Below are 26,112 nucleotides of genomic sequence, written 5' to 3'. Positions count from 1 at the left end.
ACGCCACATTCGGGACATCCAGCACATTTACCGCGCCGACAACTGCGTGGACGGCAGCACGCATGGCGGATGCAACGACGAGTCTAGCCTAGCAATGGCGGAGCGATCCGCGCCAGTTCAACTTTCCGACGGACCTGCCGGCCTGTCAACGCAAATCCAAGCAAACGGCCGTTTTCGTCTTCCGCCAGCGCGCTCAAGTCGCGGCCCTCGCCCTCGATGCGCCACTCGCAGGCCACTCCGTCGGGCGGTGGCAAGGCGACGACCGGCAACAGCGGTGTCTTGACCAGCACCGGCCAGGCGCCGTATGCCACGGCGGTGGTAAAGCCCGCCAGGGTCGCTGCCAGCGCCTTGGCCGCCGCCTGTAGCGGCTGCACGTACATCGCATTGACGCCATCGACACAGGCCACATCGCCCAGGGCATGGATGCCGGGTGCCGAGGTCGCCAGGTAACGATCGGTCAGGATGCCCTGCGCGGAAACGGCCAGCCCCGCCGCTGCGGCGAGCTGAGTGCGCGGCCGCAAGCCGGTCGCCACCAGCACCAGGTCCGCTTCAAGGGTCGTCCCATCATCCAGGCCAATGGCCACGCCAGCGGCGGCGGCGTCCACCCGGAACACACTCCGACCAGGATAGCGGCGCACGCCGGCCTCGCTGAACGCCGCGCCAAGCGCTTCGCCCAGGGCCGGAGGCAACAGTTGTGGCAGGGGTGTGGCTTCCGGGGCAATCAGCTCGACGACATGCCCGCCCGCTAGTAGATCATTGGCGTATTCGCAGCCCACCAGGCCAGCCCCCACCACCGCCACGCGAGCCGGCCTGCCAAGGGAGGAAAGCGCCGCATGGAAGGCTCGATAGTCATCCAGATCATTGATGGTGAAGACCCGATCGGCCAGCGCCGCGGGCCAATCGAAGGGTGGGGCCGGCGCCGCGCCGGTGGCCAGTACCAGCTCATCGTAGGCCAGCCGCTCGGCGCCCAGCTGCAGCTCGCGCGCCGCCGGGTCGATGGCCTCCACTCGCGTGTGGGTACGTACCACGACCCCGAGTGAGTCGGCCACTTCGAGGGCCGAGCGGCTGACCAGGCGTTCCGGCGGCAGCCGCTTGGCAAACCCCGTGGACAGCATGGGCTTGGAGTAGTCATCGCCACTGTCGGCCGTGATCAGCGTGATCGGTCGCTCGGGCTGGTGGGCACGCAGTTGGCGCACCAGGCCCATGGCGGCCATGCCGGAACCGATCAGAGTCAGGGGAGCAGTCATGGAGTCCTCGTCACAGAGCCCGCCGGGTCCCATGGCGGGGTAGAAGTTCAACGCATCATGGTACACTAGCTACCCCGACGATTTGGACGCGGAGCGCATCTCTTGCCGACAGGCCCACCCTTCCAGCCCCGATGGCGACCCCTGGCCGCCGCGCGCCCGGATGTGAGCCCGCCCTGGTGGGAATGGCTCGCCTCCCAGGACTCCCTGACCGAACGCCTGATCGACGCCGGCCAGCCGCGCCGCTTCCGCGTGCGGCTGCTCGATCAGCGCCATGACCGGCCGCGTCCGGATGAAGCCGAGGCGCTGGGCCTGAGCGAGCACCAGCATGCCTGGCTGCGCGAGGTCGCGCTATGCCTGGACGAGCGACCCTGGGTGCTGGCACGCTCCGTATCACCGCTCGGCTCGCCGAGCGACCAACACCGCCTGGCGTGGCTGGGCGAGCGCTCGCTGGGTAGCTGGCTGTTCGCGCAACCCGACCTGCAGCGCAGCCCCATCGAGGTCTGCGCCGGCGGCGGCCCCTTTCAGGACGCCCGCGGGCCCTGGGGGCGCCGCTCGGTCCTCAGGCACCAACGCATCACGGTCCTGGTCCAGGAATTCTTCCAGCAGGCAATGGTGGACGACCTGGCCATGCCGCCGCGTTAGCCCGGGCACGGCTCGGCGCCGGCCTTCAACCCTCAACCCGACGACCCATTCGGCTTTGACCGCCGGGGTCGAGCAAACGAGACGACCCGATGGACTCTTCCCTGATGCGCCCTTCCGGGCTGGCCCGCCTTCCCGACTTTCTGCACCTGATGCGGCTCGACCGGCCGATCGGCACCTGGCTGCTGATGTGGCCCACCCTTTGGGCACTGTGGATGGCCGCCCAGGGCGTACCCGAGCGCGCCACCGTGCTGATCTTCGTCGCCGGCGTCTATCTGATGCGCGCGGCCGGCTGTGTGGTCAACGACTACGCCGATCGCCACTTCGACGGCCACGTCAAGCGCACCCGCCAGCGTCCGCTGGCCACCGGGCGCATCAGCGAGACGGAAGCCAAGGGACTGTTCATCATTCTGGTGGGGCTGGCCTTCGCCCTGGTATGGCTGACCAACCCTTTCACGGTGATGCTCTCGGTCGCCGGGGTCCTATTGGCCTTCATCTATCCCTTCATGAAGCGCTACACCCACCTGCCCCAGGTGTTTCTGGGGGCCGCCTTCTCCTGGAGCATTCCCATGGCCTTTGGCGCGGTGCTGGGCGAAGTGCCGGCCGTGGCCTGGTGGCTGGTGGCGGCTAACGTGGCCTGGACCGTGGCCTACGACACCCAGTACGCCATGGTGGACCGCGATGACGACCTGCGCATCGGCATCAAATCCACCGCCGTGCTGTTCGGCCGCGCCGACAAGCTGATCATCGGCCTTTTGCAGCTGCTGACCCTGGGGCTGCTGGCCTGGGTTGGCCACGCCATGGGGCTGGGCGGCTTCTTCTGGCTGGGGCTGGCCGCCATGGCCGCCACTTTCATCCATCAACAACGCCTGATCCGCCATCGTAATCGGGATCGCTGCTTTCAGGCCTTTCTCAACAACCACTGGTCGGGCCTATTGCTCTTCGCCGGCATGGGGCTTGCTTGGTGGCCGCCACTGGGTGGCTGAAGCGCGCGGTATCAGGCCGCAGAGCCGGTTGTCACATTCCTGTCACAAGGACATGCTGTCATCGTCACTGAGTTGTCACTGACCTTGACCATGAGGCCCCGGGATGAGCGACAAGACCGTACTGATTGTCGATGATGAAGCGCCGATCCGCGAGATGATCGCCGTGGCGCTGGAGATGGCCGACTATAACGTCCTCGAGGCGGACAACGCCCAGAGTGCCCACGCGCTCATCGTCGACCATCAGCCTGACCTTGTGCTGCTCGACTGGATGATGCCGGGCACCAGCGGCATCGAGCTGGCTCGCCGCCTGAAGCGCGACGAAACCACCTCCGAGCTGCCGATCATCATGCTCACCGCCAAGACCGAGGAAGACAACAAGATCCAGGGGCTGGAATCGGGAGCGGATGATTACATCACCAAGCCGTTCTCGCCGCGCGAGCTGGTCGCGCGCCTCAAGGCGGTGCTGCGACGCTCCACCCCCCAGGGCGTCGAAGACCCGGTGGAAGTCGAGGGCCTGCTGCTCGACCCCGTCAGCCACCGGGTCAGCGTCGACGGCCAGTCCCTGGAGATCGGCCCGACCGAATACCGGCTGCTGCAGTTCTTCATGACCCATCAGGAGCGCGCCTATACACGCGGCCAGCTGCTCGATCAGGTATGGGGCGGGAATGTCTATGTCGAGGAGCGCACCGTGGACGTGCACATTCGACGCTTGCGCAAGGCATTGGGCGACCCGTATCAGCAGTTGATCCAGACCGTACGCGGCACCGGCTATCGCTTCTCTGCCAAGAGCTGAGTCGGGCCATCGCGGGTGGGCCGATCGTGCCCTGAGCGGCTAGAGTAAGAGCTAGGCAGCTTCCGCTATCGGCCGAACCGGCACAGCGCCGGATACCAGCCGCAGGCCGGATACCACCCGCAGGAAGGACGCAGAGGCCTGGATGAGCAGACGGCACGGCCCCTCGACGCCCCGGGGCACGATACATTATCCACAGGCACCATCTCCATGAAACGGTTGTGGAAAAAAGAAATCTGGCGCCTGGCGGCCCTGACCGCGCTGGGCGGGCTGCTCGCCTGGCCGTTCTCCGCCACCGCCATCGGCATTGCCATCGCCCTGGGCCTGCAACTGGCGTATCAACTGCGCCAGCTTCATGTCCTGGATCAGTGGCTGGCCAACCATCCGCAGGAAGAACCGCCCGCCGCCAGCGGCCTGTGGGGCGAGCTGTTCGACCGCTTGTACCGCTACCAGAAGAGCCAGCGCATTACCCAGCGACGGCTGCGCGACACCCTGAGCCGCATCCAGGAGTCCTCCGAGGCCATGCGCGACAGTGTGGTGATGCTCGATCGCCATGGCGACATGGAATGGTGGAACAGCGCCGCCGAGCGCATGCTGGGCCTCAAGCCGGCTCACGACCGCGGCCAGCACATCACCAACCTGCTGCGCGACCCACGCTTCGTCGACTACTTCCAGGCGCGTGACTACAGCGACCCACTGACGCTGACCTCACCGATCGACGACCAGATGATCCTGCAGTTCCAGATCACTCTCTATGGCGATGACGAACGCCTGCTGATGGCCCGCGACATCACCCGGCTACATCGTCTGGAGCAGATGCGTCGCGACTTCGTGGCCAATGTGTCCCATGAGCTGCGCACGCCACTGACGGTACTGAGCGGCTATCTGGAAACCTACAGCGACATGGCCGACCAACTGCCCGGGCGAATGTCACGCGGCATAGAGCAGATGCGCGGCCAGACCACGCGCATGCAGAACCTGGTCAACGATCTGCTGCTGCTGTCACGCCTGGAAATCGACCAGGGCGGCCAGGACGACACCCCCCTGGAGCTGGGCAGCATGATGGACAGCATTCGGCGCGATGCCGAAGCCCTCTCCAATGGCCAGCAGCACTTCGAGGTCATCCACGACGAACGCCGTCGCCTGATTGGAAGTGACAAGGAAATCCATAGCGCTCTCTCCAATCTGGTGTTCAACGCCGTGCGCTATGCCGGCGAGGGGCGCCACATCACGCTGCGCTGGAAGCGTCACGGTCAGGGCGCCTGCCTGGAAGTCAGCGATGACGGCGAGGGCATCGACCCGCACCACATCCCGCGCCTGACCGAGCGCTTCTACCGCGTCGACAAGGGCCGCAGCACCGCCACCGGCGGCACCGGGCTGGGGCTGGCCATCGTCAAGCATGTGCTGCTGCGCCATCAGGCACGGCTGGAAATCGACTCCTACCCTGGCGCGGGCGCGACCTTTCGCTGCGTCTTCCCCCGGGACCGGCTCAGCGCCCCCGAGACGCAGGCGCGCCCGGCCCTGACCAGCGAATAGCCAGGGTTGCCGGGTTCTTGATCCCCCTTCGCTCAGCGCACCGGCGTGCCGAGTGACCGATAATGGCGGTCCCACATCAGAACCGAGGCAGCCACGGCGCCCGGCAGCAGGAAAAGATTGGCCAGCGGCACCCAGGTGATCAACATCACCCAGCCGCCGTAGGTCAGGGTGGGCCAGCGCCGAGCCTCCAGGCGCCGGCGCATCTCGGCGAAGCTGACCTTGTTGTTGTCCATGGGATAGTCGAGATAGGTGATCGCCATGGTCCAGGCCGAGAACGCCACCCACAGCAGGGGAGACACCAGGTTGATCACCGGAATCCAGCTGATCACGAACAGCAGCAGCATACGCGGCACAATATAGCCCAGCTTGACCAGCTCGCGGCCCAGCGCATCCAGGCCCGCTCGCCAGATGCCACGATCATCCTGCGGCGCCCGGCCGGTCACCTCCATCTCGACCCTCTCGGCGAGAAAACCATAAAAGGGCGCGGCGATCAGGTGAGTCACCAGGGTGAAGGTGAAGAACACGATCACCACCAGGCTGATCACGAACAATGGCCAGATCAGCCAGGAAAGCCAGTCCAGCCAGCCGGGCACCATGGCCATGCCGCTATCCAGCCAGCCGCCGAAATGACTCAACACATAGCTCAACACCCCCGCATAGACCAGTAGATTGGCCAGGATCGGCAGAAACACATAGCGGCGCAGCCCGCGCGAATAGACCAGCCGCGTGCCCTGTGAAAGCGCCGTCAACGCGTCCAGCATCGGTGTATATCCTCCTCACGACGAAACAGGCCGTCGCTCACGGCGACGGCCTGTTGGGTTGACCTCTCGGCGCTCCGCCGGTCAGCGGTCGCCGACTTCCTCGTCGAGATCATCCGGGTCCGTGTGGCGAATGTCGAGCCCCTTGACCAGATACACCACGTATTCGGCCAGGTTGTTGGTATGATCGCCGACCCGCTCCAGGGCGCGCAGAATCCACATGATGCCAAGCACCGGCGAGATCGAGCGGGCATCCTCCATCATGAAGGTCATCAGCGAACGCATGGCCGACTGGTACTCGCTGTCGACCTTCTGGTCCTCCTCGACGACCTGCAGGGCCAGCTCGGTGTCCAGGCGCGCAAAGGAGGTCAGGGCATCGCGCATCATGCGCCGCACATGCTCGCTGATGACCCGCACCTCGACGAAGCCGCGGCTGCCCGAGTCGCTTTCGATCAGCTCGATGGCATTGCGGGCGATCTTGCTGGCCTCGTCGCCGACCCGCTCCAGATCGGAGGCCGCTCGCGTCACCGCCAACACCAGGCGCAGATCCGAAGCCGCCGGCTGACGCCGCGCCAGCACGCGCGTGCATTCGTCGTCGATCTTGATCTGCATGTCGTTGACGGCACTATCGTTGTTGATCACCCGTTCGGCCAGCGAGGAGTCGGCTTCCAGGAGGGCCGTCACCGCATCCTGTACCTGCTTCTCGACCAGGCCACCCATGGCCATCAGGTGGGTCTTGAGTTCCTCGAGTTCATGGTTGAACTGACGAGAAATATGCTGACTATGAATGTCACTGGTGATGTCCATCAGACTCTCCTCGGGACCGGCTCATCAGGCCATGCGTCCGGTGATGTAGTTCTCGGTTCGCGCCAGGCGCGGATTGGTGAACAAGGTATCGGTGGGGCCGTACTCCACCAGTTCGCCGTCCTGCAGGAAGGCGGTGTAATCGGAGACACGCGCCGCCTGCTGCATATTGTGAGTGACCAAGACCAGCGTCAGTGTCGACTTCAGGTTGCGGATCAACTCCTCGACCTTCAGCGACGAAATCGGATCCAGCGCCGAAGCTGGCTCATCGAGCAGCAGCACCTCGGGCCCTACCGCCAGGGTACGGGCAATCACCAGGCGCTGCTGCTGGCCGCCTGATAACGACCAGGCTGACGCCCGCAGGCGGTCCTTTACCTCATCCCACAGCGCTGCCGATTGCAGCGCCCACTCGACCACATCATCCACCTGACGCTTGGGCAAATGACCCTGCAGCCGCAACCCGAAGGCCACGTTGTCGTAAATCGACATCGGAAACGGGTTGGGCACCTGGAACACCATGCCCACCCGGCGCCGCAACTCGGCCACCACCATCGAGGAAGCATGGATGTCCTGCCCCTCGAGATGAATGCTGCCTTCCCGGGTTACCGTTTCATTCAGGTCATGCAGCCGATTCAGGGCACGCAGCAGCGTCGACTTGCCACAACCTGAAGGGCCGATGAAAGCCGTCACCCGGTGGCGAGGCACCCGCAGCGTCAGGTTGCTCAACGCCGTCTTGTCGCCATAGCGCAGACCGAAATCGCGCACTTCCAGGCTCGTGGCCTGCGGGCTGAAGTCGATCAGCGCGCGCGATCCGTGGGCCGTGTGCTGCATGACCGTCATGGACTCCCTCCCCCGGGCCTCCCGGTACGGCTGGCACCACATAAGAAGCGCTGGCTCAAGGCACCTCCCTGGCGACACAATCGCCGCAAACCGGCCCTTGCCTGTTTAATATGTTGGCCGTGTACCGTGACGCCCCCTCAAATAGTGCCGCAAGAATATTGCAGTCAGGTTAAGCACCAGAATAACCACAACCAATAGTAACGCCGTGGCGTAGATCAACGGCAAAGTGGCCTGCACATCGCTGCCGTGAAAGGCGCTATCGAAAATATGATGGCCCAGGTGCATGAACTTACGCTCCAGATGCAAATAGGGAAACTCGCCATCCACCGGCACCTGGGGCGCCAGCTTGGCCACCCCGACCAGCATCAGTGGGGCGACCTCCCCCGCGGCCCGCGCCACGGCAAGGATCACTCCGGTCAGCATAGCCGGCAGGGTCATGGGCAGCACCACCCGCCCGAGCATTTCGGCGCGCGTCGCCCCCAACGCCAACGCCCCCTCGCGCTGGCTCGCCGGAATCCGCGCCAGGCCTTCCTCGGTGGCCACGATCACCACCGGCAAGGTCAGCAGGGCCAGCGTCAGCGAGGCCCACAGCAGACCGCCCGTGCCGAAGGTCGGCGAGGGCAGGCTAGCTTCGAAGAACCAGGTATCCAGCCGGCCGCCGATACCGTAAACGAAGACCCCCAGGCCGAACACGCCGTAGACAATCGAGGGCACTCCGGCGAGGTTGCGCACCCCGATGCGCACCCAGCGAATCAGCCGCCCCTGATGGGCTACCTCGTTGAGATAGACCGCCGCCAGCACACCGAAGGGCATGACGAAAATCGACATCAGCACCACCATCAGCACCGTGCCGAAGATCGCCGGCCATACCCCGCCGGCACTGTTGGCGGCGCGCGGGCCCTCCGAGAGAAAACGCCAGACGCCCTGCCCCCAACTCACCAGCTTTTCCACCGGCCCCATGTCATTGGGCTGGAGCGCGCGAACCACCTCGGTCAGCGGCTGGCGCAAGGAACGGCCACCGACACTCTTCAGCACCAGGGTGTCACCCGGCAACGCCGCCTGCCGAGCCGCCAGTTGCGCCTGGGCGCTGGCCAGCGCCGCTCGCTCCTCGGGCGAGGCCTGACCGCCCTCGACTCTTCGAACCAGGGGCGGCAGCGTCTCCTGACGAAGCCGGGCGATCTGTTGGCGCGCATCCTCCAGCACCGCCAGCCGCTCCTTCAGGGCCGGCCAGGCCGCATCACCGACGAGACGTTCACCGGACGCCGACTCGATGGCCACCAGGCGACCCATGAACTCGCCCCAGCGGCGTCGCTCCAGTACCACCAGATCCGCCGGGCGCGCGATGCCCTGAATCCGTTCGAGCGCCACCCACTCCCAGATATCGCCGTCGAGATCGCGATTGCCGACGCGATACAGGCGTTCGCGCCCTTCCTGGTCAGGCAGCGGCGCCTCCTTCACGGCGCGCCCCGCCAACTGGCGGCCATCGTCGAGCGTCACCAGCGCCACATCCGCCGGCCAGAAATGCCCCAGGCCACGCACTGCCAGCAACCCCAGCAGCAGGGCCAGCAGGGCCAGAGAAGTCGCCACGCTGCCCGCGGCCAGCCAGGCCCAGGGGCCCTCGCCGCGAGGTGACCGGCCGCGCCGCGAGGCGACCGCCGGGCGCCCCTCCTGTGTTGCTAGTGCGTCGCCGGGGGTCGAGGCCTGTTCCCTCATGGCGCCCCCTCCAGGCGACGATAGCGTCGCCGCAGCCGCGAGCGCACCACCTCGGCCAGGGTGTTCACCAGGAAGGTAAAGGCAAACAGCAGCAGAGCCGCAAGCAGCAACAACCGATAATGCGTCCCTCCCGGCGCCGCCTCGGGCAGCTCGATGGCGATACTCGCCGCCATCGAACGCAGGCCATCCAGGGGGTTGGTGGTCATCAGTGCAGTATTGCCACTGGCCATCAGCACGATCATGGTCTCGCCCACCGCACGGCCAGCGCCAATCATCACCGCCGAAAACACTCCGGGTGCGGCCGCCGGCAGCACCACCCGCCAAAGCGTCTGCCAGCGGGTCGCACCCAATGCCTCGGCCCCCTCGACCAGATTGGCGGGCACGCCCGACAGCGCATCCTCGGCCAGCGCATAAATGCTCGGCATCACCGCGAAGCCCATCGCCATGCCGACAATGATGGCATTGCGATTGGCGTATTCGAGCCCCAGGTGCACTTCCAGCCAGGTGCGCAGGCTGCCGTTGAACCACCAGGCCTCGAGCCACGGCGCCAACCAGGACGCCACCCACCAGAGCACCAGCAGCCAGGGCATCAGCCACAGTGCCGCCCAGCCCATCGGCAGGCGGCGACGCAGCAACCCACCCGCCAGCAGCAGCCCGGGAGGTAGCAACAGCACTAACACGACACCAAAGGCCAGATGATCATCGAGCCAAGGCGCCAGCACCAAGCCGGCGATAAAACCGATCACGACCCCCGGCATGGCCTCCATCAGCTCCAGGGTCGGGCGCAGGCGGTCACGCAGACGCGGCGACATGAACAGCGCCGAGTGCGCCGCCGCCCCCAGGGCCAGGGGGACCGCCATCACCAGCGACCAGGCGGCCGCTTCCAGGGTACCCCAGACCAGCGGCAGCATGCCGAAGCGGGGTTCTCCATCGCCCTCGAGCAGGGCAGGCTGCCAGCGATGCGCCGGTGACTCGAGCCCCTGATAGGACTGCGCCTGCCACAGGGACGCCATCTCGATGTCCGATGACCAGAACAACGGCAGCACTTCCACCGCCAGAAAAATGCCGATCCCCATCACGGCCACAATCACCCCGATACCACCCGCCGTGATCAGGGCCGTGACCATGCGGTCGCGGGTCTGACGCACGGAGCGGCGCAGAGGCGACGTTGAGGCGGAATCAGACATGCATTAACCAGAGCGGCGTGAGGGTGGCAAAGTAAAAATACGACATTGTCATGACAACGATATGACAACGCCAGCCGGGACGCGCTCCTCAGCCAGTCTCAGGGCGGCGACAGAGGCACCAGGCCCAGTCTGCGGCGCTGGCGATCGAGCACGGCACGCGGCAGGGCGACAAACCCCATTTCCTCTGCGATCGCCTGACCCTCGGGTGAGAGTAGCAGATCGATGAAGGCTCGCTCGACGGCCGGCAGCGGCTCGTCGGGCGGGCGATTGACGTAGAGGCGCAGGTCACGCGAAAAGGGATAGTCGCCGCGTTGCACGGCTTCGGGCTGCGGGCGGTGCTCGACGCCTTGAGCATCGCGTAGTGCCACGGTCTTTACTCCCGGCGTCAGGTGGTTGAGGCCGGCATACCCGATGCCCCGTGGGTCGGCGCTCACGGCCGACACCACCGCCGCCGACCCCGGGTGCTCCCTGACCTGCGGGCGGAAGGCGCCATTGCACAGCGCCTCGCGCCGGAATAGCTCATGGGTGCCCGAGACGGCATTACGGCCATGCGGGGCGATCAACCCCTGAAAGGTCCCGTCGAGCAACGACGACCAACGACGCAGCCCGGCCTCGCCACCGCAGCGCCGGGTCTCGGAAAAGATAGCATCCAGTTCGACAAAGCTCAGGCTCGTCAGTGGATTATGGCGATGCACCACGACCACCAGGGCATCCCTCGCCACCACCAGTGACTCGACCGGATAGCCATGACGCCGCTCAAAGGCCGCTCGTTCGTCATCGGTCATCGGCCGCGACATCGGCCCCAGCAGGGTCGTGCCGGCCGTCAGCGCCGGTGGCGCACTGGCCGAGCCACTGGCCTTGAGCTGCAGGCGCATGCCCGGATGTTCGCGAGCCAGGTGCTCGTCCCAGCGCAGCATCAGTCCGGCCATGGTGTCGGAGCCCACCGTGTCCAGCGTGCCGACCGGCGCTTGAGTCCCCGCCTCCTCGGCCTGGGCGACGCTGACCCACAGCGACGAGGCAGCAAAGGCACTCAGCAGCATCAACAGGCCCAGGCAGGCTCGTACAGCGTTGGCGACAGACATGAAACCTCCGGGATTCACGACGCGGATGGGAACGGGGGCGAGGACGGGTGATGACCGACGCCACGGCGACCAAGCGGGGTAAAGGTAGCGATCAGCACCACTTGCCCTCTATCATGACCCACTAAAACAACCGGCAGGCAGCCCATGAGCGAACTCGACGACATTCCGGCACCGCGCGGCCAATTGGCCCTCAAGCTGGTCGCCAACCGCCAGGACACCAACTTCCATGGCGACATCCCCGGCGGCTGGCTGGTCAGTCAGATGGACAAGGCCGCCGAGCTGACCGCCAGCCGTGAGGCCCATGGCCGCACCGCCACCGTCGCCATCGAGGCTATGAACTTCCTGTGCCCGGTACGTGTGGGCTCGGTGGTCAACATCTTCACCGCCATCGGCGAGATCGGCCACAGCTCGATCAAGCTCGATGTCGAGGTCTGGAGCCGCTCGCCCATGGAACGCAACCCCGATGAGCTGCACAAGGTCACCGAGGCACGTTTCGTGCTGGTCGCCCTGGACGACAACGGCCGCATCCGCGCCGTGCGCCAGAACGAGAGCTGATCGATCAGCTCTCGCCGAGCTGCTGCTCGCGCGCCTTCAAATAGGCGAACTCGCCGACATCGGTGAAGGGGCGCACCTTCTGCTGGAAGTCGCGGTAGGATTCGTAGATCCGGCGCGAAGCTTCATCGCTTTCGACCTGCTTCTGCAGCACGTCCCGCGACGACTCCAGCAGAGCCGACATCACATCCTCGGGGAATTCGCGCAGCTTAACGCCATGCTCTTCGACCAGCGTCTTCAGCGCCTCGGCATTGCGCAGCCTGAACTCGCTGATCATCGCCAGATTGGACGCCCTCGCCGCCTCGGTGACTACCGCCTTGAGATCATCCGGCAGTGCCTTCCAGGCGTCCAGATTGACGGTGCCCTCGAGAACGGCGCTGGGCTCGTTCCATGCCGAGGTGTAGTAGTAGTCCGCCACCTGATGCAGGCCGAAGGCCAGATCATTGTAGGGCCCGACCCAGTCGGCCGCATCCAGTACCCCGGTCTGCAGGGAGGTGAAGATCTCGCTGCCGGGCGTGGTCATGGTGGTCACGCCGATGCCGCTCATCGCCTCGCCGGCCAGCCCGGGCAGGCGCAGCTTGAGGCCCTGCATGTCGTCCAGCGACTTGATTTCCTTCTTGAACCAGCCCGCCATCTGGGTGCCGGTGTTGCCCACCGCAAAGGGCTTGAGATTGTGCTCGGCGTAGATTTCGTCCCACAGCGTCTGGCCATCGCCATGGTAGAGCCAGGCATTGGTCTCGGTGGTGGTCATGCCGAAGGGCACGGCGGTAAAGAACTGCGCCGCCGCCACCTTGCCGCGCCAGTAGTAAGACGCCGAATGCCCCATCTCGGCCGTGCCGGCAGACACCGCATCAAAGACCTCCATGGCCGGCACCATCTCGCCGGCCCCGTGCACCTTGACCTTCATGCGCCCGCCCGACATGCGCTCGATACGTGCCGCCAGATCATTGGCCCCGGTGCCCAGCGCCGGGAAATTCTTCGGCCAGGACGTCACCATGTTCCAGGTGATCGTCTCCTGGGCAGAAGCGGTAGAAATGAAGGGCGCGGCCACGGCACCCGCCGTGCCGGCACCCAGCGTCTTGATACTGGTCTTGAGAAAATTGCGACGCTCCATGGCGAAGGCGACTCCGTATCGTAATTATTCATCCTGCCCGCAAGCAGCGTGTCCACAAGGCAGTATGCGCGATAGGCAAATTCATCGGCAACTCAGCAAGATTCGCGTGAACCCTCGCCCACTCGGGCGGGGAGCAGTCACATGGGCGCTGCCGCTGCTGGCGATGGCCGTGCTGGTGGAGCGTCTCAGAGGGGGGTGAGCTTGGCGAAGCCCAGCACCAGCCATTTGTCGCCCTCGCCTTCGAAGCTTATCTGCACGCGGGCACGCTCGCCCTGCCCTTCGGCATTGAGGACCACGCCTTCGCCGAATACCGGGTGGCTGACGCGCTGCCCCAGGCTCAGCGAGGGAAGCTCGTCACCGCCTTCGACGCTGCCTTGTTGTGGGCTCGAGGGGCGAGAGGTCACCGGGCGCGAGATCTGGCCGCGCAGCCGGACTTCCTCGAGGAAGTGCTCGGGGACCTCACGCAGGAAGCGCGACGGGCGCTGGAAGGTTTCCTTGCCGTGAAGGCGACGCAGTTCGGCATGAGTCAGGTAGAGCTTCTGCATGGCACGGGTCATGCCGACATAACAGAGGCGACGCTCTTCCTCCAGGCGGCCGGGCTCTTCCATGGACATCTTGTGCGGAAAGAGGCCCTCCTCGACGCCGGCCATAAACACCACCGGAAACTCCAGGCCCTTGGCCGAGTGCAACGTCATCAACTGCACGCAGTCCTCGAACTCATCGGCCTCGTGTTCGCCGGCATTCAGGGCGGCCTCGGCCAGGAAGGCTTCCAGGGCGGCCATGCCCTCGCCGGCTTCTCCGGCATCCGAGGCATCTCCGTCGGTCACGGCCTCGCTCTGGGTGAAGGCCCGAGCGGCGGTGACCAGTTCCTCGAGGTTCTCGACCCGGGCCTGGCCCTTCTCGCCCTTCTCGTTGCGGTGATGCTCGACCAGGCCGGTGCGTTCGTTGAGGTGGTCGATGATGTCGTGGAGCGACAGGCCAGCGGCTTCGTTGTCGAGCTGCTCGATCAGATCGGCGAAGGCCTTGAGCGAGGTCACCGCCCGCCCGCGCAGACTGCCATCCGTGGTGGCCTGGTGCAGGGCCTGCCACAGCGATTCGCCGGTCTGGCGGGCCCGATGACGCAGGGTCTCGACGGTGCGGGTGCCGATGCCGCGTGCCGGCACGTTGATCACCCGTTCCAGGGAGGCGTCGTCATCACGATTGAGCAGCAGCCGCAGGTAGGCCAGGGCGTTCTTGATCTCGAGGCGTTCGTAGAAGCGCTGGCCGCCGTAGATGCGATAGGGCACGCCCTGGCGGATCAGGGTTTCCTCGATGACCCGCGACTGGGCATTGGAGCGGTAGAGGATGGCGACCTCGCGGCGATTGACGCCCTCCTCGACCTTTTCACGAATGGTGTCGACGATGTAGCGGGCTTCATCCAGGTCGTTGAAGCCACCATACACCGAGATGGGCTCGCCATGATCGCCGGCGGTCCACAGTTCCTTGCCCATGCGATCGGCGTTGTAGCGGATCAGGGCATTGGCGGCATCGAGGATCACGCTGGTGGAGCGATAGTTCTGCTCGAGGCGCACCAGCTTGGTCTCGGGGAACTCGTTCTCGAAGCGACGGATGTTCTCGATACGCGCGCCTCGCCAGCCGTAAATCGACTGGTCGTCATCGCCGACCACGGTCATCGGCGTGCGCATGCCGGTGAGCAGCTTGAGCCAGGCATACTGCAGGGTGTTGGTATCCTGGAATTCGTCGACCAGCACATGGCCGAAGCGCTCCTGGTAATGCGCCAGCAGGGCCGGGTTGTCGCGCAGCAGTTCCAGACTGCGCAGCAGCAGTTCGCCGAAATCGACCAGGCCGCCGCGTTCGCAGGTCAGCTGATAGCGTTCGTAGAGTTCGACCATCTGCAGCATGTAGGCGTCGCCATGGGCATCCACCTGATGCGGGCGCAGGCCCTCTTCCTTGCAGCCGGAGATGAAGGACTGCACCTGACGCGGCGGATAGCGCTCGTCGTCGATGTTGTAGTCCTTGAGCAGGCGCTTGATCAGGCGAAGCTGGTCATCACCGTCGATGATCTGGAAATGCTGCGGCAGCCGCGCATCCTGCCAGTGGGTCCGCAGCAGGCGATGGGCGATGGAGTGAAAGGTGCCCACCCAAACATGGCGCAGCGAGATACCCAGCAGCGCCTCGAGACGCGTGCGCATCTCGCGCGCCGCCTTGTTGGTGAAGGTAACGGCCAGCACGGCATAGGGCGACAGCCCCTCCGCCTGCATCAGCCAGGCAATGCGATGCACCAGCACCCGGGTCTTGCCCGACCCCGCCCCCGCAAGCACCAGCATGTTGCCCTGAGGCGCACTGACCGCCTCGCGCTGGGCAGGGTTCATGTGATCGAGAATCGCCGTGACGTCGTCCATGGGGGAAGGCATCGCTGCTCGGGAAATGGAGCGGTAGTCTAGCATAGAGGGAAGAGGGAAGAGGGAAGAGGGAAGAGGGAAGAGGGAAGAGGGAAGAGGGAAGAGGGAAGAGGGAAGAGGGAAGAGGGAAGAGGGAAGAGGGAAGAGGGAAGAGGGAAGAGGGAAGAGGGAAGAGGCCAGGCTGGTGCTAGGGTTTGTGGCGTCAAGGGCTTTCTTACCTCTTCAAGGCGCGTAGCGCCGCTCTTACCTCTTCGTTCTACTGAGCCGGCCCCGCCGGCTCAGGACTCGTCCTCTTCCGGAAACCTCAGTGGGTTGAGGCTACGTTTTACGGCCTTGAGCTGTTCGGCGAGTTTGGGGCCGCGGGTCTTGGCGACGCCGACGGCGAGGACATCGATCAGGGCGAGGTGGGCGATACGCGAGCTCATCGGGGTGTATATTTCGGTGTCTTCGTGAACGTCGATGTACAGCGGCAGACTCACTTCGCTGGCCAGGGGAGAGTCACTGGGACACAAGCCGATGACAGTGGCGCCAGCTTCGCGGGCCAGGCGCACGCTGGCCACCAGGGCACGGGTGCGGCCGGTCTGCGAGATGGCGACGACCACGTCGCCTTCCTTGAGGGTGGCCGCCGACATGTTCTGCATGTGCGGATCGCTGTAGGCGGCGGTGGAAATCTGCAGCCGGAAGAACTTGTGCTGGGCATCGAAGGCCACGGCACCGGAAGCGCCGAAGCCGTAGAACTCGACCCGGTTGGCCATACCCAGGGCATTGATGGCCTGACTGAGAGAGTCGTTGTCCAGTCGGTCGCGCACCGAGAGCAGGGTGCCGACCGTGGAGTCGAAGATGCTGTGGGAAAACTCTGCCACCGAGTCGCTGTCGTTCATCGAGAACTGGGCGAACTGACTGCCCGTGGCCAGCATCTGCGCCAGCTTGAGCTTGAAGTCCTGAAAGCCGTCACAGCCCAGGGCACGACAGAAACGTACCACCGTGGGCTCGCTGACCTTGGCCTCGGTAGCCAGATCGACGATGCGCATATGGATGACTTCTTCGGGGTTGCGCAGCACGAAACGCGCCACTTTCTGCTCGGAGCGACGAAAGTGCTCCATGCGACGTCTCATTTCATCGAACAGGCCAAGACTCACGCGTCGCTCCTTGTAGTGGGGAAAATCCTGTCGGCGCCAATGATGCTACGCCGCGTCGCTCGCGTCATCAGTGCCGCCATGCCAACAGTATGCCCCATGCGGCCAGGCAATGCGCACCCCGTGGGTGCTCCGGCGGATACGAAGGTCGCCGGATGGCTTAGCCGGCAGGCCGTGTCAGGCAGGTTCGGGGCTTTTCAGCCAGGGTTTATCAGCCAGGGGCTCGGGCAGATTATTCTGTGGTGTCCGGCTCCGTCCGTTGACGCGCCGTCATCATTCTGTCAAGTGATGTATAGTAGAAAGTGCAGTGTCGAGCAGCATAAGGAATGCCGGCACATTCACTGCAGACAGGAGCGTCGATCATGCGCAAGGCCGAAAGGTTAACCTCTGTCAGAAACGAACTTCTCGATATCTTCATGAGCATGGAAGTCAGCGAGCACGAGCAGCGCTCGCGCACCGCCGCTCAGCGTAACCTGCGCGCAAGGCGCGGCATCGAACTCCATGAAGAGTTCAAGCGCCTCCACCAGGATATCGCCAAACTCCCTGAGGACGAAGCCGACAACGACATGCACTGAGCCGACAATGTTCGATGCCTGCCCGCGGCCCTGAAACGCGTCGACTATTCAGACACAAGCCCCGCCATGGCGGGGCTTGCAGAAGCAAAAACGACCCGTTACCCCTGAGGCCCTTTTACAGGCTGGAAACAAAGACCACGATCACGCCGATGGGTGCCACAAAACGTGTCACCAGATGCCAGATTCCGGCCCCGCCATTGGATAGCCCCAGCTCTTCCACCAGGCTCCTGCGATCCAGGAACCAGGCCGCAAAGATGATCACGCCCAGACCGGTCAACGGCAGCATGAACTTGCTGGTCAGCTTGTCCAGAAGGTCGAATATACCCAGGCCGAAGAGTACCGGATCACTCCATACATTGAACGACAGCAGTGCGGCAATCCCCAGTGCCCAGGCGCCGATGCCGGCAACCAGTGTCGACATGGCACGCGACAGCGGGGTGCGTTCCTCGAAGAACTCGACCACCGGTTCGAGCAGTGAGATGGCCGAGGTGAGGGCGGCAAAGGTCAGCAGCAGGAAGAACAGCAGACCGAGAATCATGCCGCCGCCCATGTTGCCGAAGGCCAGCGGCAGGGTGACGAAAATCAACCCCGGCCCGGAGTTCAGATCAAGGTCATTGGCAAAGACGATGGGGAAGATCGCCAGGCCGGCCGCCAGAGCAATCACGGTATCCATGATCACCACGGTGCGCGCCGTCTTGAGCAGATTGACGTCCTCGCCCAGGTAGGAGCCGTAGGCCATCATGATACCCATGCCCAGCGAGAGCGTGAAAAACGCATGGCCGAGGGCGGCCAGCACGGTTTCGCCGCTGAGTGCACTCCAGTCCGGGTTGAACAGATAGCTCAGGGCCTCACCGAAGTGGCCGGTAGTCATGCCATAGCCGACCAGCACCACCAGGAGCACGCCCAGCATCGGCATCAGGGTGCGCACGGCGCCTTCCAGGCCTTTGGTGACGCCTCGCGCGACAATGCCGATGACCAGCAGCATGAATACCGAATGCCCCACCAGCAGCAGCACGGGGTTGCCCAGCATGCCGTTGAACAGCGCGCCGATGGCATCGGAATCCTGGCCGCTGAAGGCCCCGGTCACTGAGTTGAGGGTGTAGTAAAGCGACCAGCCGCCGATCACGCTGTAGAACGACAGGATCAGGAAGGCGCCGACAATGCCGCTAATACCGACTATCATCCAGGCACGGGAACGACCGGCCTTTTCGGCCACACTGGCAATGGCGGTGGCCGGGTTACTCTGGCCGCGACGCCCGATCAGCCACTCGGAGACCAGGATCGGCAGACCGATCAGCGCAATACACAACAGATAGACCAGTACGAAGGCCGCGCCCCCGCTGTCACCCACCATGTAAGGAAATTTCCAGATATTGCCCAGGCCAACCGCTGACCCCGTCGCGGCGAGGATGAAGGCCAGTCGGGACGACCATTGCGCATGCTGCTTGCTAGACATAAAACACCCTGGAGATGGACCGTCATTGATCAAGCGAGTGCAATGACGACGTTGTACGGTTCAGCGTCACGATCAAGAAAATAAAAATAGCCGATCAGGCGCTTGATGGCCAGCCAACCGCGCTCTTTCAAAGCCCGATGAACCGGACATGCACTTGCCGCCTAGAAAAGCGATGACTGACGCTCTCCGGCAAACTCCGCCAGGGTTGGCAGCGAGAGTTGATCGCGCAGCTGGGCATAGAGACGTCTGGCCATTTCAGGGGAGCCTTTATTGTCGGCGGTATGCACAAAAAGGAAAGGGCTTATCCCCTGACTTATCCACAGCTTTAAACGCGCGATCCAAGGCTCGAAATAGCGCAGATTGATGGTGTCCTCGATGTGGCCGATGAAGCGCACCACAGGAAAATTACTGGTTGAGATCACGTGCAATGGGCATCTCGGTTTTTCGGCCTGAGCCTGCAGCATGCCCGGGTGCCCCGCGGCGGGAGTGGAAAACAAGGGACGCACATCCAGCATGACGCGGTTGGCGCCATGACTTATCAACATTGCATTGAGGTTTTTTTCGGCCTCTCCCTTGTGGAAAAAATCGGGGTGGCGTACCTCGACGGCACAGGGGAGATCCGACGGCCAGCGACCCAGCAGTGTCTGCAATTTCGGAAGTTCCGCGGCGCCGAAATCCCTCGGCAATTGCACCATCAAGGGCCCCAGTTGCCCTTTCAGGGGCTCCAGCGATTCGAGAAAGGTGTCGATATCGGCCTCGATACCCTGCAGCCGACGTTCATGGGTGATCCGGGCCGGCAACTTGAAACAGAAACGGAAATCGTCCGGCACACGGCGCGCCCAGGCCGCCACCGTCGCGGCTCTGGGGGAGCCGCTGTAAAAGGTGGTATTGCCCTCAACCGCGGAGAAGACACGGGCGTAATCCTCCAGATTACCGTCGACCGAGGTATGCGGGGGATAAAGGTGGCCACGCCAGTCATCGTTGGCCCACATGGGCAAACCGAGATGCAGTCGTCCCTTCATGGCCGTCATTCCCCAGGATTGCGATTTGCTTGCCTGCATCGACGGAGCGGGTCGACGCCGGGCGCCAGGTTGCCTAGTATACGTCGCCGCGCCACTCGACTCAGCCTGTTGTAGTGCGACACCTCAGGAGTGAGACCAGGGTGTGACCCGGCCACAAAGCGCCGCGAAAGCCCACCAAGAGCCGCTTTCAACACCACACGACGACTCGTCTTTTACCTTTACACACACTATATATACCTTTTCCACAGGATTCCCACACCATATCTGGTATTGGGAGTCGAATTCCTGTGATACACTTTGTGGTGTTGCCCGCCGCGAGGCGGCCAGCTGGGTGTTCGGCCACAGGCCGAGCTAAATCGGTTTTGTGAGAGACGCTTCATCATGTACATCAAGATTTACAGCTCGCCCGATTGCATGCAGTGCCACGCCACCTATCGCGCCCTCGACAAGCAGGGTCTCGACTACACCGTGGTCGATATCAGCGAGGAGCCCGAGGCCGCCAACACCGTTCGTGAACTGGGCTATCGCCAGCTGCCGGTGGTCGTGGCGGCCGACGAGCACTGGTCAGGCTTCCGGCCGGAGCGCATTCGCCAGCTGGCCAGCTGAGCGACGACATGAGTGTCAGCGAACTGGTTTATTTCTCCACGAAATCGGGCAATACCCAGCGCTTCGTGGAAAAGCTCGGTTTGCCGGCCCAGCGTATTCCTCTGAGCCGTGATGCTCAGGCGCTGCGGGTCGACAACCCCTATGTGCTGGTCGTCCCAACCTATGGCGACGGAAATCCGCGCACGGCCGTGCCCGCACCGGTCATCCGCTTTCTCAACGACGAGCACAACCGTTCCCTGATTCGCGGCGTGGTGGCAGGCGGCAATACCAATTTCGGCAGCGCCTTTTGTCTGGCCGGCCGCGTGATCGCCCACAAATGCCAGGTTCCATTGCTACATCGCTTCGAGCTGATGGGCACACCAGAAGATGTCGCCACGGTGCATGAGCGCCTGGCAACGGAGATAGACGATGCTGGATGATACTCTGACCCCGACGGACGCCCCCCAGGAATCGGCGACGGCGTCCGCTGAAAAAGCCCAGCCCAAGGAGCTGGACTTTCATGCGTTGAACGCCATGCTCAACCTCTATGATGCCGATGGCCGTCTGCAGCTGTCGGCCGACAAGGAAGCCGCTCGCCAGTACTTCCTCCAGCACGTCAATCAGAACACGGTGTTCTTCCACACCCTGGATGAGAAGCTCGACTACCTGGTTGAGGAAGGCTACTACGAGAGTGAAGTTCTAGAGCAGTACTCTGCTGACTTCATCAAGTCGCTGTTCGATCAGGCCTATGCGGTGAAATTCCGTTTCCAGAGCTTCCTCGGCGCCTTCAAGTACTACACCAGCTATACCCTCAAGACCTTCGATGGCCGCCGCTATCTGGAGCGCTTCGAGGATCGCGTGTGCATGGTCGCCCTGAGCCTGGCCCGCGGTGACGAGGCCCTGGCACGCACCCTGGTCGAGGAAATCCTGCACGGCCGCTTCCAGCCGGCGACGCCGACCTTCCTCAACTGCGGCAAGAAGCAGCGCGGCGAGCTGGTGTCGTGCTTTCTGCTGCGCATCGAGGACAACATGGAGTCCATCGGCCGAGCTATCAATTCGGCCCTGCAGCTCTCCAAGCGCGGCGGTGGCGTGGCCTTCTCGTTGAGCAATGTCCGCGAGTCCGGGGCCCCGATCAAGCGCATCGCCAACCAGTCGTCGGGTGTCATCCCGATCATGAAGATGCTGGAAGATGCCTTCTCGTACGCCAATCAGCTCGGAGCCCGCCAGGGCGCCGGCGCGGTCTATCTGAACGCGCACCACCCGGATATCATGCGCTTCCTCGACACCAAGCGCGAAAACGCCGACGAGAAGATCCGCATCAAGACGCTGTCGCTGGGTGTGGTGATTCCGGACGTGACCTTCGAGCTGGCCAAGCGTAACGAGCCCATGTACCTGTTCTCGCCGTATGACGTCGAGAAGGTCTATGGCGTGCCCTTCGGCGATATCAGCGTGACCGACAGATACCAGGAAATGGTCGACGACGCGCGGATTCGCAAGACCAAGATCAATGCCCGCGAGCTGTTCCAGACGCTCGCCGAGCTGCAGTTCGAATCCGGCTACCCGTACGTGCTATTCGAGGATACGGCCAACCGCGACAATCCGATCGCCGGTCGCATCAACATGAGCAACCTGTGTTCGGAAATCCTCCAGGTCAATACGCCCAGCGAGTACGATGACAACCTGGATTACCTTCGTACCGGCGAGGATATCTCCTGCAACCTGGGCTCGTTGAACATCGCCCGCGTGATGGACTCGCCCGACTTCGGCACCAGCGTCGAGACCGCGATTCGGGCATTGAGCGCCGTCTCCGAAATGAGCGATATCCGCTCGGTACCCTCGATTGCCGAGGCTAACGCGCGCTCCCACGCCATCGGCCTGGGGCAGATGAACCTGCATGGCTACCTGGCACGCGAGCACATTCATTATGGCTCCGAAGAGGGGCTGGACTTCACCAACCTCTACTTCTATACCATCACCTATCACGCCGTGCGCGCGTCCAACAAACTGGCCATGGAGCGTGGCGAGAGCTTCGCCGGCTTCGAGGACTCCGCCTATGCCAGCGGTCGCTACTTCGACAAGTACACCGAGCAGACCTGGTTGCCCAGGACCCAGCGGGTGCGCGAGCTGTTCGACAAGGCGGGCATCCACATCCCGACGCAGCAGGACTGGCGTGAACTCAGGGACTCGGTGATGAAGCACGGCCTGTTCAACCGCAACCTGCAGGCCGTACCGCCCACCGGCTCGATCTCGTATATCAACCATGCCACCTCGAGCATTCATCCGGTGGTCTCCAAGATCGAGATCCGCAAGGAAGGCAAGCTGGGTCGCGTCTATTATCCGGCGCCCTATCTCAACGACGCGAACCAGGATTACTATCGCGACGCCTACGAGATCGGCCCCGAGAAGATCATCGATACCTATGCCGAGGCCACCCAGCACGTCGATCAGGGGCTCTCGCTGACGCTGTTCTTCCGCGACACGGCCACCACGCGGGACATCAACCGGGCGCAGATCTATGCCTGGCGCAAGGGCATCAAGACAATCTATTACGTTCGGCTGCGTCAGGCGGCGCTGGAAGGTACAGAAGTGGAAGGCTGCGTGTCCTGCACACTTTAAGATAACGTCTTCAGGCAGGGGCATGGGGGCAAGCCGAGAGGAGGTCCGACGCCAGGTAAGGCGTCGGTAGCGTACAGGGATGTATTTACAGCGCCTCCTCGTAGGCTTGTCGCCGGAAAGCCACCTCAAGAAACAGTTGCATAACCGGATGAGGTACCCACCATGACTGCTCGACTGAACCGCGTCGATGCCATCAACTGGAATCGGCTGCAGGATGAAAAGGACCTCGAGGTCTGGAACCGACTGACCAGCAACTTCTGGCTGCCGGAAAAGATCCCGCTGTCCAACGATGTACCTTCATGGAATACCCTCAGCGAGCTGGAACAGCAGCTGACCATCCGGGTATTCACGGGCCTGACGCTGCTCGATACCATCCAGGGCACCATCGGCGCCCCGGTGCTGATCCATGATGCCGTCACGCCCCATGAAGAAGCCGTGCTGACCAACATCAGCTTCATGGAATCCGTGCATGCGCGCTCCTACAGCTCGATCTTCTCGACCCTCTGTGCCACCCGCGATGTGGATGATGCCTATCGCTGGAGCGAGCTGAATCCGCACCTGCAGAAGAAGGCCGACCTGATCCTGGAACATTACGATACCCAGGACCCGCTGATGCGCAAGGTCGCCAGCGTCTTCCTGGAATCCTTCCTGTTCTATTCCGGCTTCTATCTGCCGATGTACTGGTCGAGCCGCGGCAAGTTGACCAACACCGCCGACCTGATCCGCCTGATCATCCGCGACGAAGCGGTTCACGGCTATTACATCGGCTACAAGTTCCAGCTCGCCCTGGAGCAGGAAACACCGGAGCGTCAGAAGGAGATCAAGGACACCACCTATGATCTGCTGCTCGACCTCTACGACAACGAAGTGCACTACACCGAATCGCTGTACGACGATGTCGGCCTGACCGAGGACGTCAAGGCATTCCTGCACTACAACGCCAACAAGGCGCTGATGAATCTTGGCTTCGAAGCCTTGTTCCCCAATGCAGCCGATGCCGTCGACCCGGCGATTCTGGCCGCCCTCTCGCCGGGTGCCGAAGAAAACCACGACTTCTTCTCCGGCTCGGGCTCATCCTATGTGATCGGGCGTACCGAGAAGACGGAGGACGAGGACTGGGCCTTCTAGACAAAGCCCAGGCTCCTCGCGTCATCGGGCTGTCAAAAAAAGCGCCGGGGCAGAAATGCCCCGGCGCTTTTTTGCATGGGCCCCGGCTATGACGGGGCCCGAAGCACTCATTCCACGGTGACCGACTTGGCCAGGTTGCGCGGCTGATCGACGTCGGTGCCCTTGAGCACCGCCACGTGGTAGGACAGCAACTGCAGCGGCAGCGTATACAGAATCGGCGCCAGGGCCTCGTCGATGTGCGGCAGGTGCAGCACCCGAGTGTCATCACCATCCTCCAGGCCGATGTTTTCATCGGCAAACACAAAGAGCTCACCGCCTCGCGCGCGCACTTCCTGCAGGTTGGATTTCAGCTTCTCCAGAAGTTCATCATTGGGCGCCACCGAGACCACCGGCATTTCGCTGTCGACCAACGCCAGAGGACCATGCTTGAGCTCGCCCGCCGGATAGGCCTCGGCGTGAATGTAGGAGATTTCCTTGAGCTTGAGAGCGCCTTCCAGGGCCACCGGGAAGTGGGCACCGCGGCCCAGAAAGAGCGCATGATGCTTCTCGGCAAAGGCCTGTGAGAGGAACTCGATCTGCGGATCCAGTTCCAGCACGCGCTCCACCTGAGCGGGCAAGCCGCGCAGGGCCGAGACCAGCCGTGCCTGCTCTTCGCTTTCCTGGCCGCGCACGCGGCCAAGCGCCAGGGTCAGCAGCATCAGGGCCGTCAACTGGGTGGTAAAGGCCTTGGTCGAGGCCACGCCGATTTCCGGACCGGCACGCGTCATCAGCGTCAGATCGGACTCGCGAGCCAGGGAGCTGCCCGGCACGTTACAGATCGCCAGACTGCCCAGATAACCGCCCTGCTTGGCAAAGCGCAATGCCGCCAGGGTATCGGCGGTCTCGCCGGACTGCGACAGGGTCACGAACAGCGTGTTCTCGGGCACCACCACGCGGCGGTAGCGGTACTCCGAGGCCACCTCGACCTGGACGGGAATACCGGCATAACGCTCCAGCCAGTAGCGGGCCACCATGCCGGCATGGTAGCTGGTCCCGCAGGCCACCAGATGGATCTGCGATGCTTTCGAGAACAGGGCCTCGGCGTCGGGGCCGAAACTCTCGACCAGCACCGAGCGATCTCCCAGGCGGCCTTCCAGGGCTTCGGCGATGACCCTGGGCTGCTCATGGATTTCCTTGAGCATGAAGTGGCGGTAATCGCCCTTGCTGGCACTACCGTCGCCATGCTCGAAGATCTGCACCGGCCGTTCGACGGCTATCCCCTCGATATCGAACACCTCGATGCCGCCATTGCCGGAAAGCCGCACCACATCACCTTCCTCGAGGTAGATGAAGCGGTCGGTCACCTGCAGCAGCGCCAGCGGGTCGGAGGCGATAAAGGCTTCCTCGATGCCGACACCCACGACCAGCGGGCTGCCCTTGCGAGTGCCGATCACTACATCCGGTTCATCGGCATGCATGACGCCCAGCGCATAGGCGCCATCCAGGCCGGAGGTGATGGTCTGCACGGCGGACAGCAGGTCCGTTTGCTGCGCCTCACGCTCGAGCAGATGGCCAATGACCTCGGTGTCGGTCTGCGAGGTGAAGACATAGCCCTCGCCTTCCAGCTCGGCCCGCAGGTTTTCATGGTTCTCGATGATGCCGTTATGCACTACCGCCAGACGGTCACCGGACTGGTGAGGATGGGCATTTTCCTCGCTGGGCCGGCCATGCGTCGCCCAGCGCGTATGGGCGATACCGCTGTTACCGCTGAGGGCGCCACTTTCCAACTTGTCTTCCAGGGCGGCGACCTTGCCCAGCGCCCGCTGGCGTTGCAGCTGGCCGTGGGCGTTGCGCACCACCATGCCGGCCGAGTCATAACCACGATACTCCAGACGCTTGAGGCCCTCGAGCAGAATGCCCTGAACGTTGCGCCTGGCTACCGCACCGACGATGCCACACATAGAA

23 protein-coding genes are annotated in these 26,112 nt (G+C 63.6%); 10 read left to right on the top strand and 13 right to left on the bottom strand.

What is annotated here, in order from left to right; translation table 11 throughout:
* Positions 1 to 83: 83 nt before the first annotated feature.
* Positions 84 to 1,247 carry an FAD-dependent oxidoreductase gene (locus QWY74_RS03560; protein ID WP_290313742.1) on the bottom strand — a complete coding sequence of 388 codons (1,164 nt, stop codon included), beginning with the start codon at positions 1,245 to 1,247 and terminating at the stop codon, positions 84 to 86.
* Positions 1,248 to 1,349: 102 nt separating this feature from the next.
* Between QWY74_RS03560 and QWY74_RS03555 the strand changes: the two genes are divergently transcribed.
* The 4 genes from QWY74_RS03555 to phoR all read left to right on the top strand — a co-directional run bounded on the left by QWY74_RS03555 (position 1,350) and on the right by phoR (position 5,198).
* On the top strand, positions 1,350 to 1,889 hold the full coding sequence (locus QWY74_RS03555) for a chorismate--pyruvate lyase family protein (protein ID WP_290313741.1): 540 nt from the start codon (positions 1,350 to 1,352) through the stop codon (positions 1,887 to 1,889).
* A gap of 89 nt (positions 1,890 to 1,978) precedes the next feature.
* Entirely contained in the window at positions 1,979 to 2,872 is an 894-nt protein-coding gene (gene ubiA, locus QWY74_RS03550; protein WP_290313740.1) for a 4-hydroxybenzoate octaprenyltransferase, read from the top strand.
* Between the two features lie 103 nt (positions 2,873 to 2,975).
* Entirely contained in the window at positions 2,976 to 3,665 is a 690-nt protein-coding gene (phoB, locus tag QWY74_RS03545) for a phosphate regulon transcriptional regulator PhoB (RefSeq protein ID WP_264826113.1), read from the top strand.
* A gap of 207 nt (positions 3,666 to 3,872) precedes the next feature.
* Entirely contained in the window at positions 3,873 to 5,198 is a 1,326-nt protein-coding gene (gene phoR / locus QWY74_RS03540) for a phosphate regulon sensor histidine kinase PhoR (protein WP_290313738.1), read from the top strand.
* A gap of 32 nt (positions 5,199 to 5,230) precedes the next feature.
* Here the strand turns inward: phoR and cysZ are convergent, their stop codons facing one another.
* The 6 genes from cysZ to QWY74_RS03510 all read right to left on the bottom strand — a co-directional run bounded on the left by cysZ (position 5,231) and on the right by QWY74_RS03510 (position 11,582).
* Positions 5,231 to 5,959: a sulfate transporter CysZ gene (cysZ, locus tag QWY74_RS03535; RefSeq protein WP_290313736.1), complete on the bottom strand. Its 729-nt coding sequence runs from the start codon at positions 5,957 to 5,959 to the stop codon at positions 5,231 to 5,233.
* An 81-nt stretch (positions 5,960 to 6,040) separates the two neighbouring features.
* Positions 6,041 to 6,763, bottom strand: coding sequence for a phosphate signaling complex protein PhoU (gene phoU, locus QWY74_RS03530; protein ID WP_290313735.1), 723 nt, complete (start codon positions 6,761 to 6,763; stop codon positions 6,041 to 6,043).
* 24 nt (positions 6,764 to 6,787) lie between these two features.
* The gene (gene pstB, locus QWY74_RS03525) at positions 6,788 to 7,600 is read right to left on the bottom strand and encodes a phosphate ABC transporter ATP-binding protein PstB (RefSeq protein ID WP_290313734.1); all 813 of its coding nucleotides are present in this window, start codon (positions 7,598 to 7,600) and stop codon (positions 6,788 to 6,790) included.
* A gap of 105 nt (positions 7,601 to 7,705) precedes the next feature.
* Positions 7,706 to 9,313, bottom strand: coding sequence for a phosphate ABC transporter permease PstA (gene pstA, locus QWY74_RS03520; RefSeq protein ID WP_290313733.1), 1,608 nt, complete (start codon positions 9,311 to 9,313; stop codon positions 7,706 to 7,708).
* Positions 9,310 to 10,500 carry an ABC transporter permease subunit gene (locus QWY74_RS03515; RefSeq protein WP_290313732.1) on the bottom strand — a complete coding sequence of 397 codons (1,191 nt, stop codon included), beginning with the start codon at positions 10,498 to 10,500 and terminating at the stop codon, positions 9,310 to 9,312. Before QWY74_RS03515 ends, pstA begins: the two co-directional genes overlap by 4 nt.
* Before the next feature lie 98 nt (positions 10,501 to 10,598).
* Complete coding sequence (locus QWY74_RS03510; RefSeq protein ID WP_290313731.1) at positions 10,599 to 11,582, bottom strand: phosphate ABC transporter substrate-binding protein; 984 nt, start codon at positions 11,580 to 11,582, stop codon at positions 10,599 to 10,601.
* Positions 11,583 to 11,726: 144 nt separating this feature from the next.
* On the opposite strand from QWY74_RS03510, the gene QWY74_RS03505 reads away from it, so the two are divergent.
* On the top strand, positions 11,727 to 12,137 hold the full coding sequence (locus QWY74_RS03505; protein WP_290313730.1) for an acyl-CoA thioesterase: 411 nt from the start codon (positions 11,727 to 11,729) through the stop codon (positions 12,135 to 12,137).
* Positions 12,138 to 12,141: 4 nt separating this feature from the next.
* On the opposite strand, the gene QWY74_RS03500 is transcribed toward QWY74_RS03505, so the two are convergent.
* The 3 genes from QWY74_RS03500 to hexR form a co-directional block, all read right to left on the bottom strand.
* Complete coding sequence (locus QWY74_RS03500; protein ID WP_290313729.1) at positions 12,142 to 13,248, bottom strand: TRAP transporter substrate-binding protein; 1,107 nt, start codon at positions 13,246 to 13,248, stop codon at positions 12,142 to 12,144.
* 185 nt (positions 13,249 to 13,433) lie between these two features.
* Positions 13,434 to 15,650 carry a DNA helicase II gene (uvrD, locus tag QWY74_RS03495; protein ID WP_290313728.1) on the bottom strand — a complete coding sequence of 739 codons (2,217 nt, stop codon included), beginning with the start codon at positions 15,648 to 15,650 and terminating at the stop codon, positions 13,434 to 13,436.
* 278 nt (positions 15,651 to 15,928) lie between these two features.
* On the bottom strand, positions 15,929 to 16,789 hold the full coding sequence (gene hexR / locus QWY74_RS03490; protein ID WP_290313727.1) for a transcriptional regulator HexR: 861 nt from the start codon (positions 16,787 to 16,789) through the stop codon (positions 15,929 to 15,931).
* Between the two features lie 359 nt (positions 16,790 to 17,148).
* Here hexR and QWY74_RS03485 point away from each other — a divergent pair, with 359 nt between their 5' ends.
* Complete coding sequence (locus QWY74_RS03485; RefSeq protein WP_290313726.1) at positions 17,149 to 17,361, top strand: PA3496 family putative envelope integrity protein; 213 nt, start codon at positions 17,149 to 17,151, stop codon at positions 17,359 to 17,361.
* A gap of 115 nt (positions 17,362 to 17,476) precedes the next feature.
* Here the strand turns inward: QWY74_RS03485 and QWY74_RS03480 are convergent, their stop codons facing one another.
* Positions 17,477 to 18,817, bottom strand: a complete 1,341-nt coding sequence (locus QWY74_RS03480; protein WP_264826092.1) for a sodium-dependent transporter — start codon at positions 18,815 to 18,817, stop codon at positions 17,477 to 17,479.
* Positions 18,818 to 18,978: 161 nt separating this feature from the next.
* Entirely contained in the window at positions 18,979 to 19,839 is an 861-nt protein-coding gene (locus tag QWY74_RS03475) for a DUF72 domain-containing protein (RefSeq protein WP_264826090.1), read from the bottom strand.
* Positions 19,840 to 20,220: 381 nt separating this feature from the next.
* Here QWY74_RS03475 and nrdH point away from each other — a divergent pair, with 381 nt between their 5' ends.
* From nrdH to nrdF, 4 genes are all read left to right on the top strand, one after another.
* Positions 20,221 to 20,445 carry a glutaredoxin-like protein NrdH gene (gene nrdH / locus QWY74_RS03470; protein WP_264826089.1) on the top strand — a complete coding sequence of 75 codons (225 nt, stop codon included), beginning with the start codon at positions 20,221 to 20,223 and terminating at the stop codon, positions 20,443 to 20,445.
* A gap of 8 nt (positions 20,446 to 20,453) precedes the next feature.
* A complete protein-coding gene (nrdI, locus tag QWY74_RS03465) occupies positions 20,454 to 20,864 on the top strand; it encodes a class Ib ribonucleoside-diphosphate reductase assembly flavoprotein NrdI (protein ID WP_264826088.1) in 411 nt (136 codons plus the stop codon).
* The gene (gene nrdE, locus QWY74_RS03460; protein WP_264826087.1) at positions 20,854 to 23,040 is read left to right on the top strand and encodes a class 1b ribonucleoside-diphosphate reductase subunit alpha; all 2,187 of its coding nucleotides are present in this window, start codon (positions 20,854 to 20,856) and stop codon (positions 23,038 to 23,040) included. Before nrdI ends, nrdE begins: the two co-directional genes overlap by 11 nt.
* Positions 23,041 to 23,202: 162 nt before the next feature.
* Positions 23,203 to 24,168, top strand: coding sequence for a class 1b ribonucleoside-diphosphate reductase subunit beta (gene nrdF / locus QWY74_RS03455; RefSeq protein ID WP_264826086.1), 966 nt, complete (start codon positions 23,203 to 23,205; stop codon positions 24,166 to 24,168).
* Between the two features lie 107 nt (positions 24,169 to 24,275).
* Here the strand turns inward: nrdF and glmS are convergent, their stop codons facing one another.
* Positions 24,276 to 26,108 (bottom strand): glutamine--fructose-6-phosphate transaminase (isomerizing), encoded by a 1,833-nt coding sequence (glmS, locus tag QWY74_RS03450; RefSeq protein ID WP_264826085.1) that lies wholly within the window; start codon positions 26,106 to 26,108, stop codon positions 24,276 to 24,278.
* Between the last annotated feature and the right edge of the window lie 4 nt (positions 26,109 to 26,112).

It is taken from the genome of Halomonas almeriensis (assembly GCF_030409235.1).
Taxonomy (GTDB): Bacteria; Pseudomonadota; Gammaproteobacteria; order Pseudomonadales; family Halomonadaceae; genus Halomonas; species Halomonas almeriensis.
Note: the sequence above shows the minus strand (reverse complement) of the source record. Positions and strands in the feature narration are given on the sequence as shown.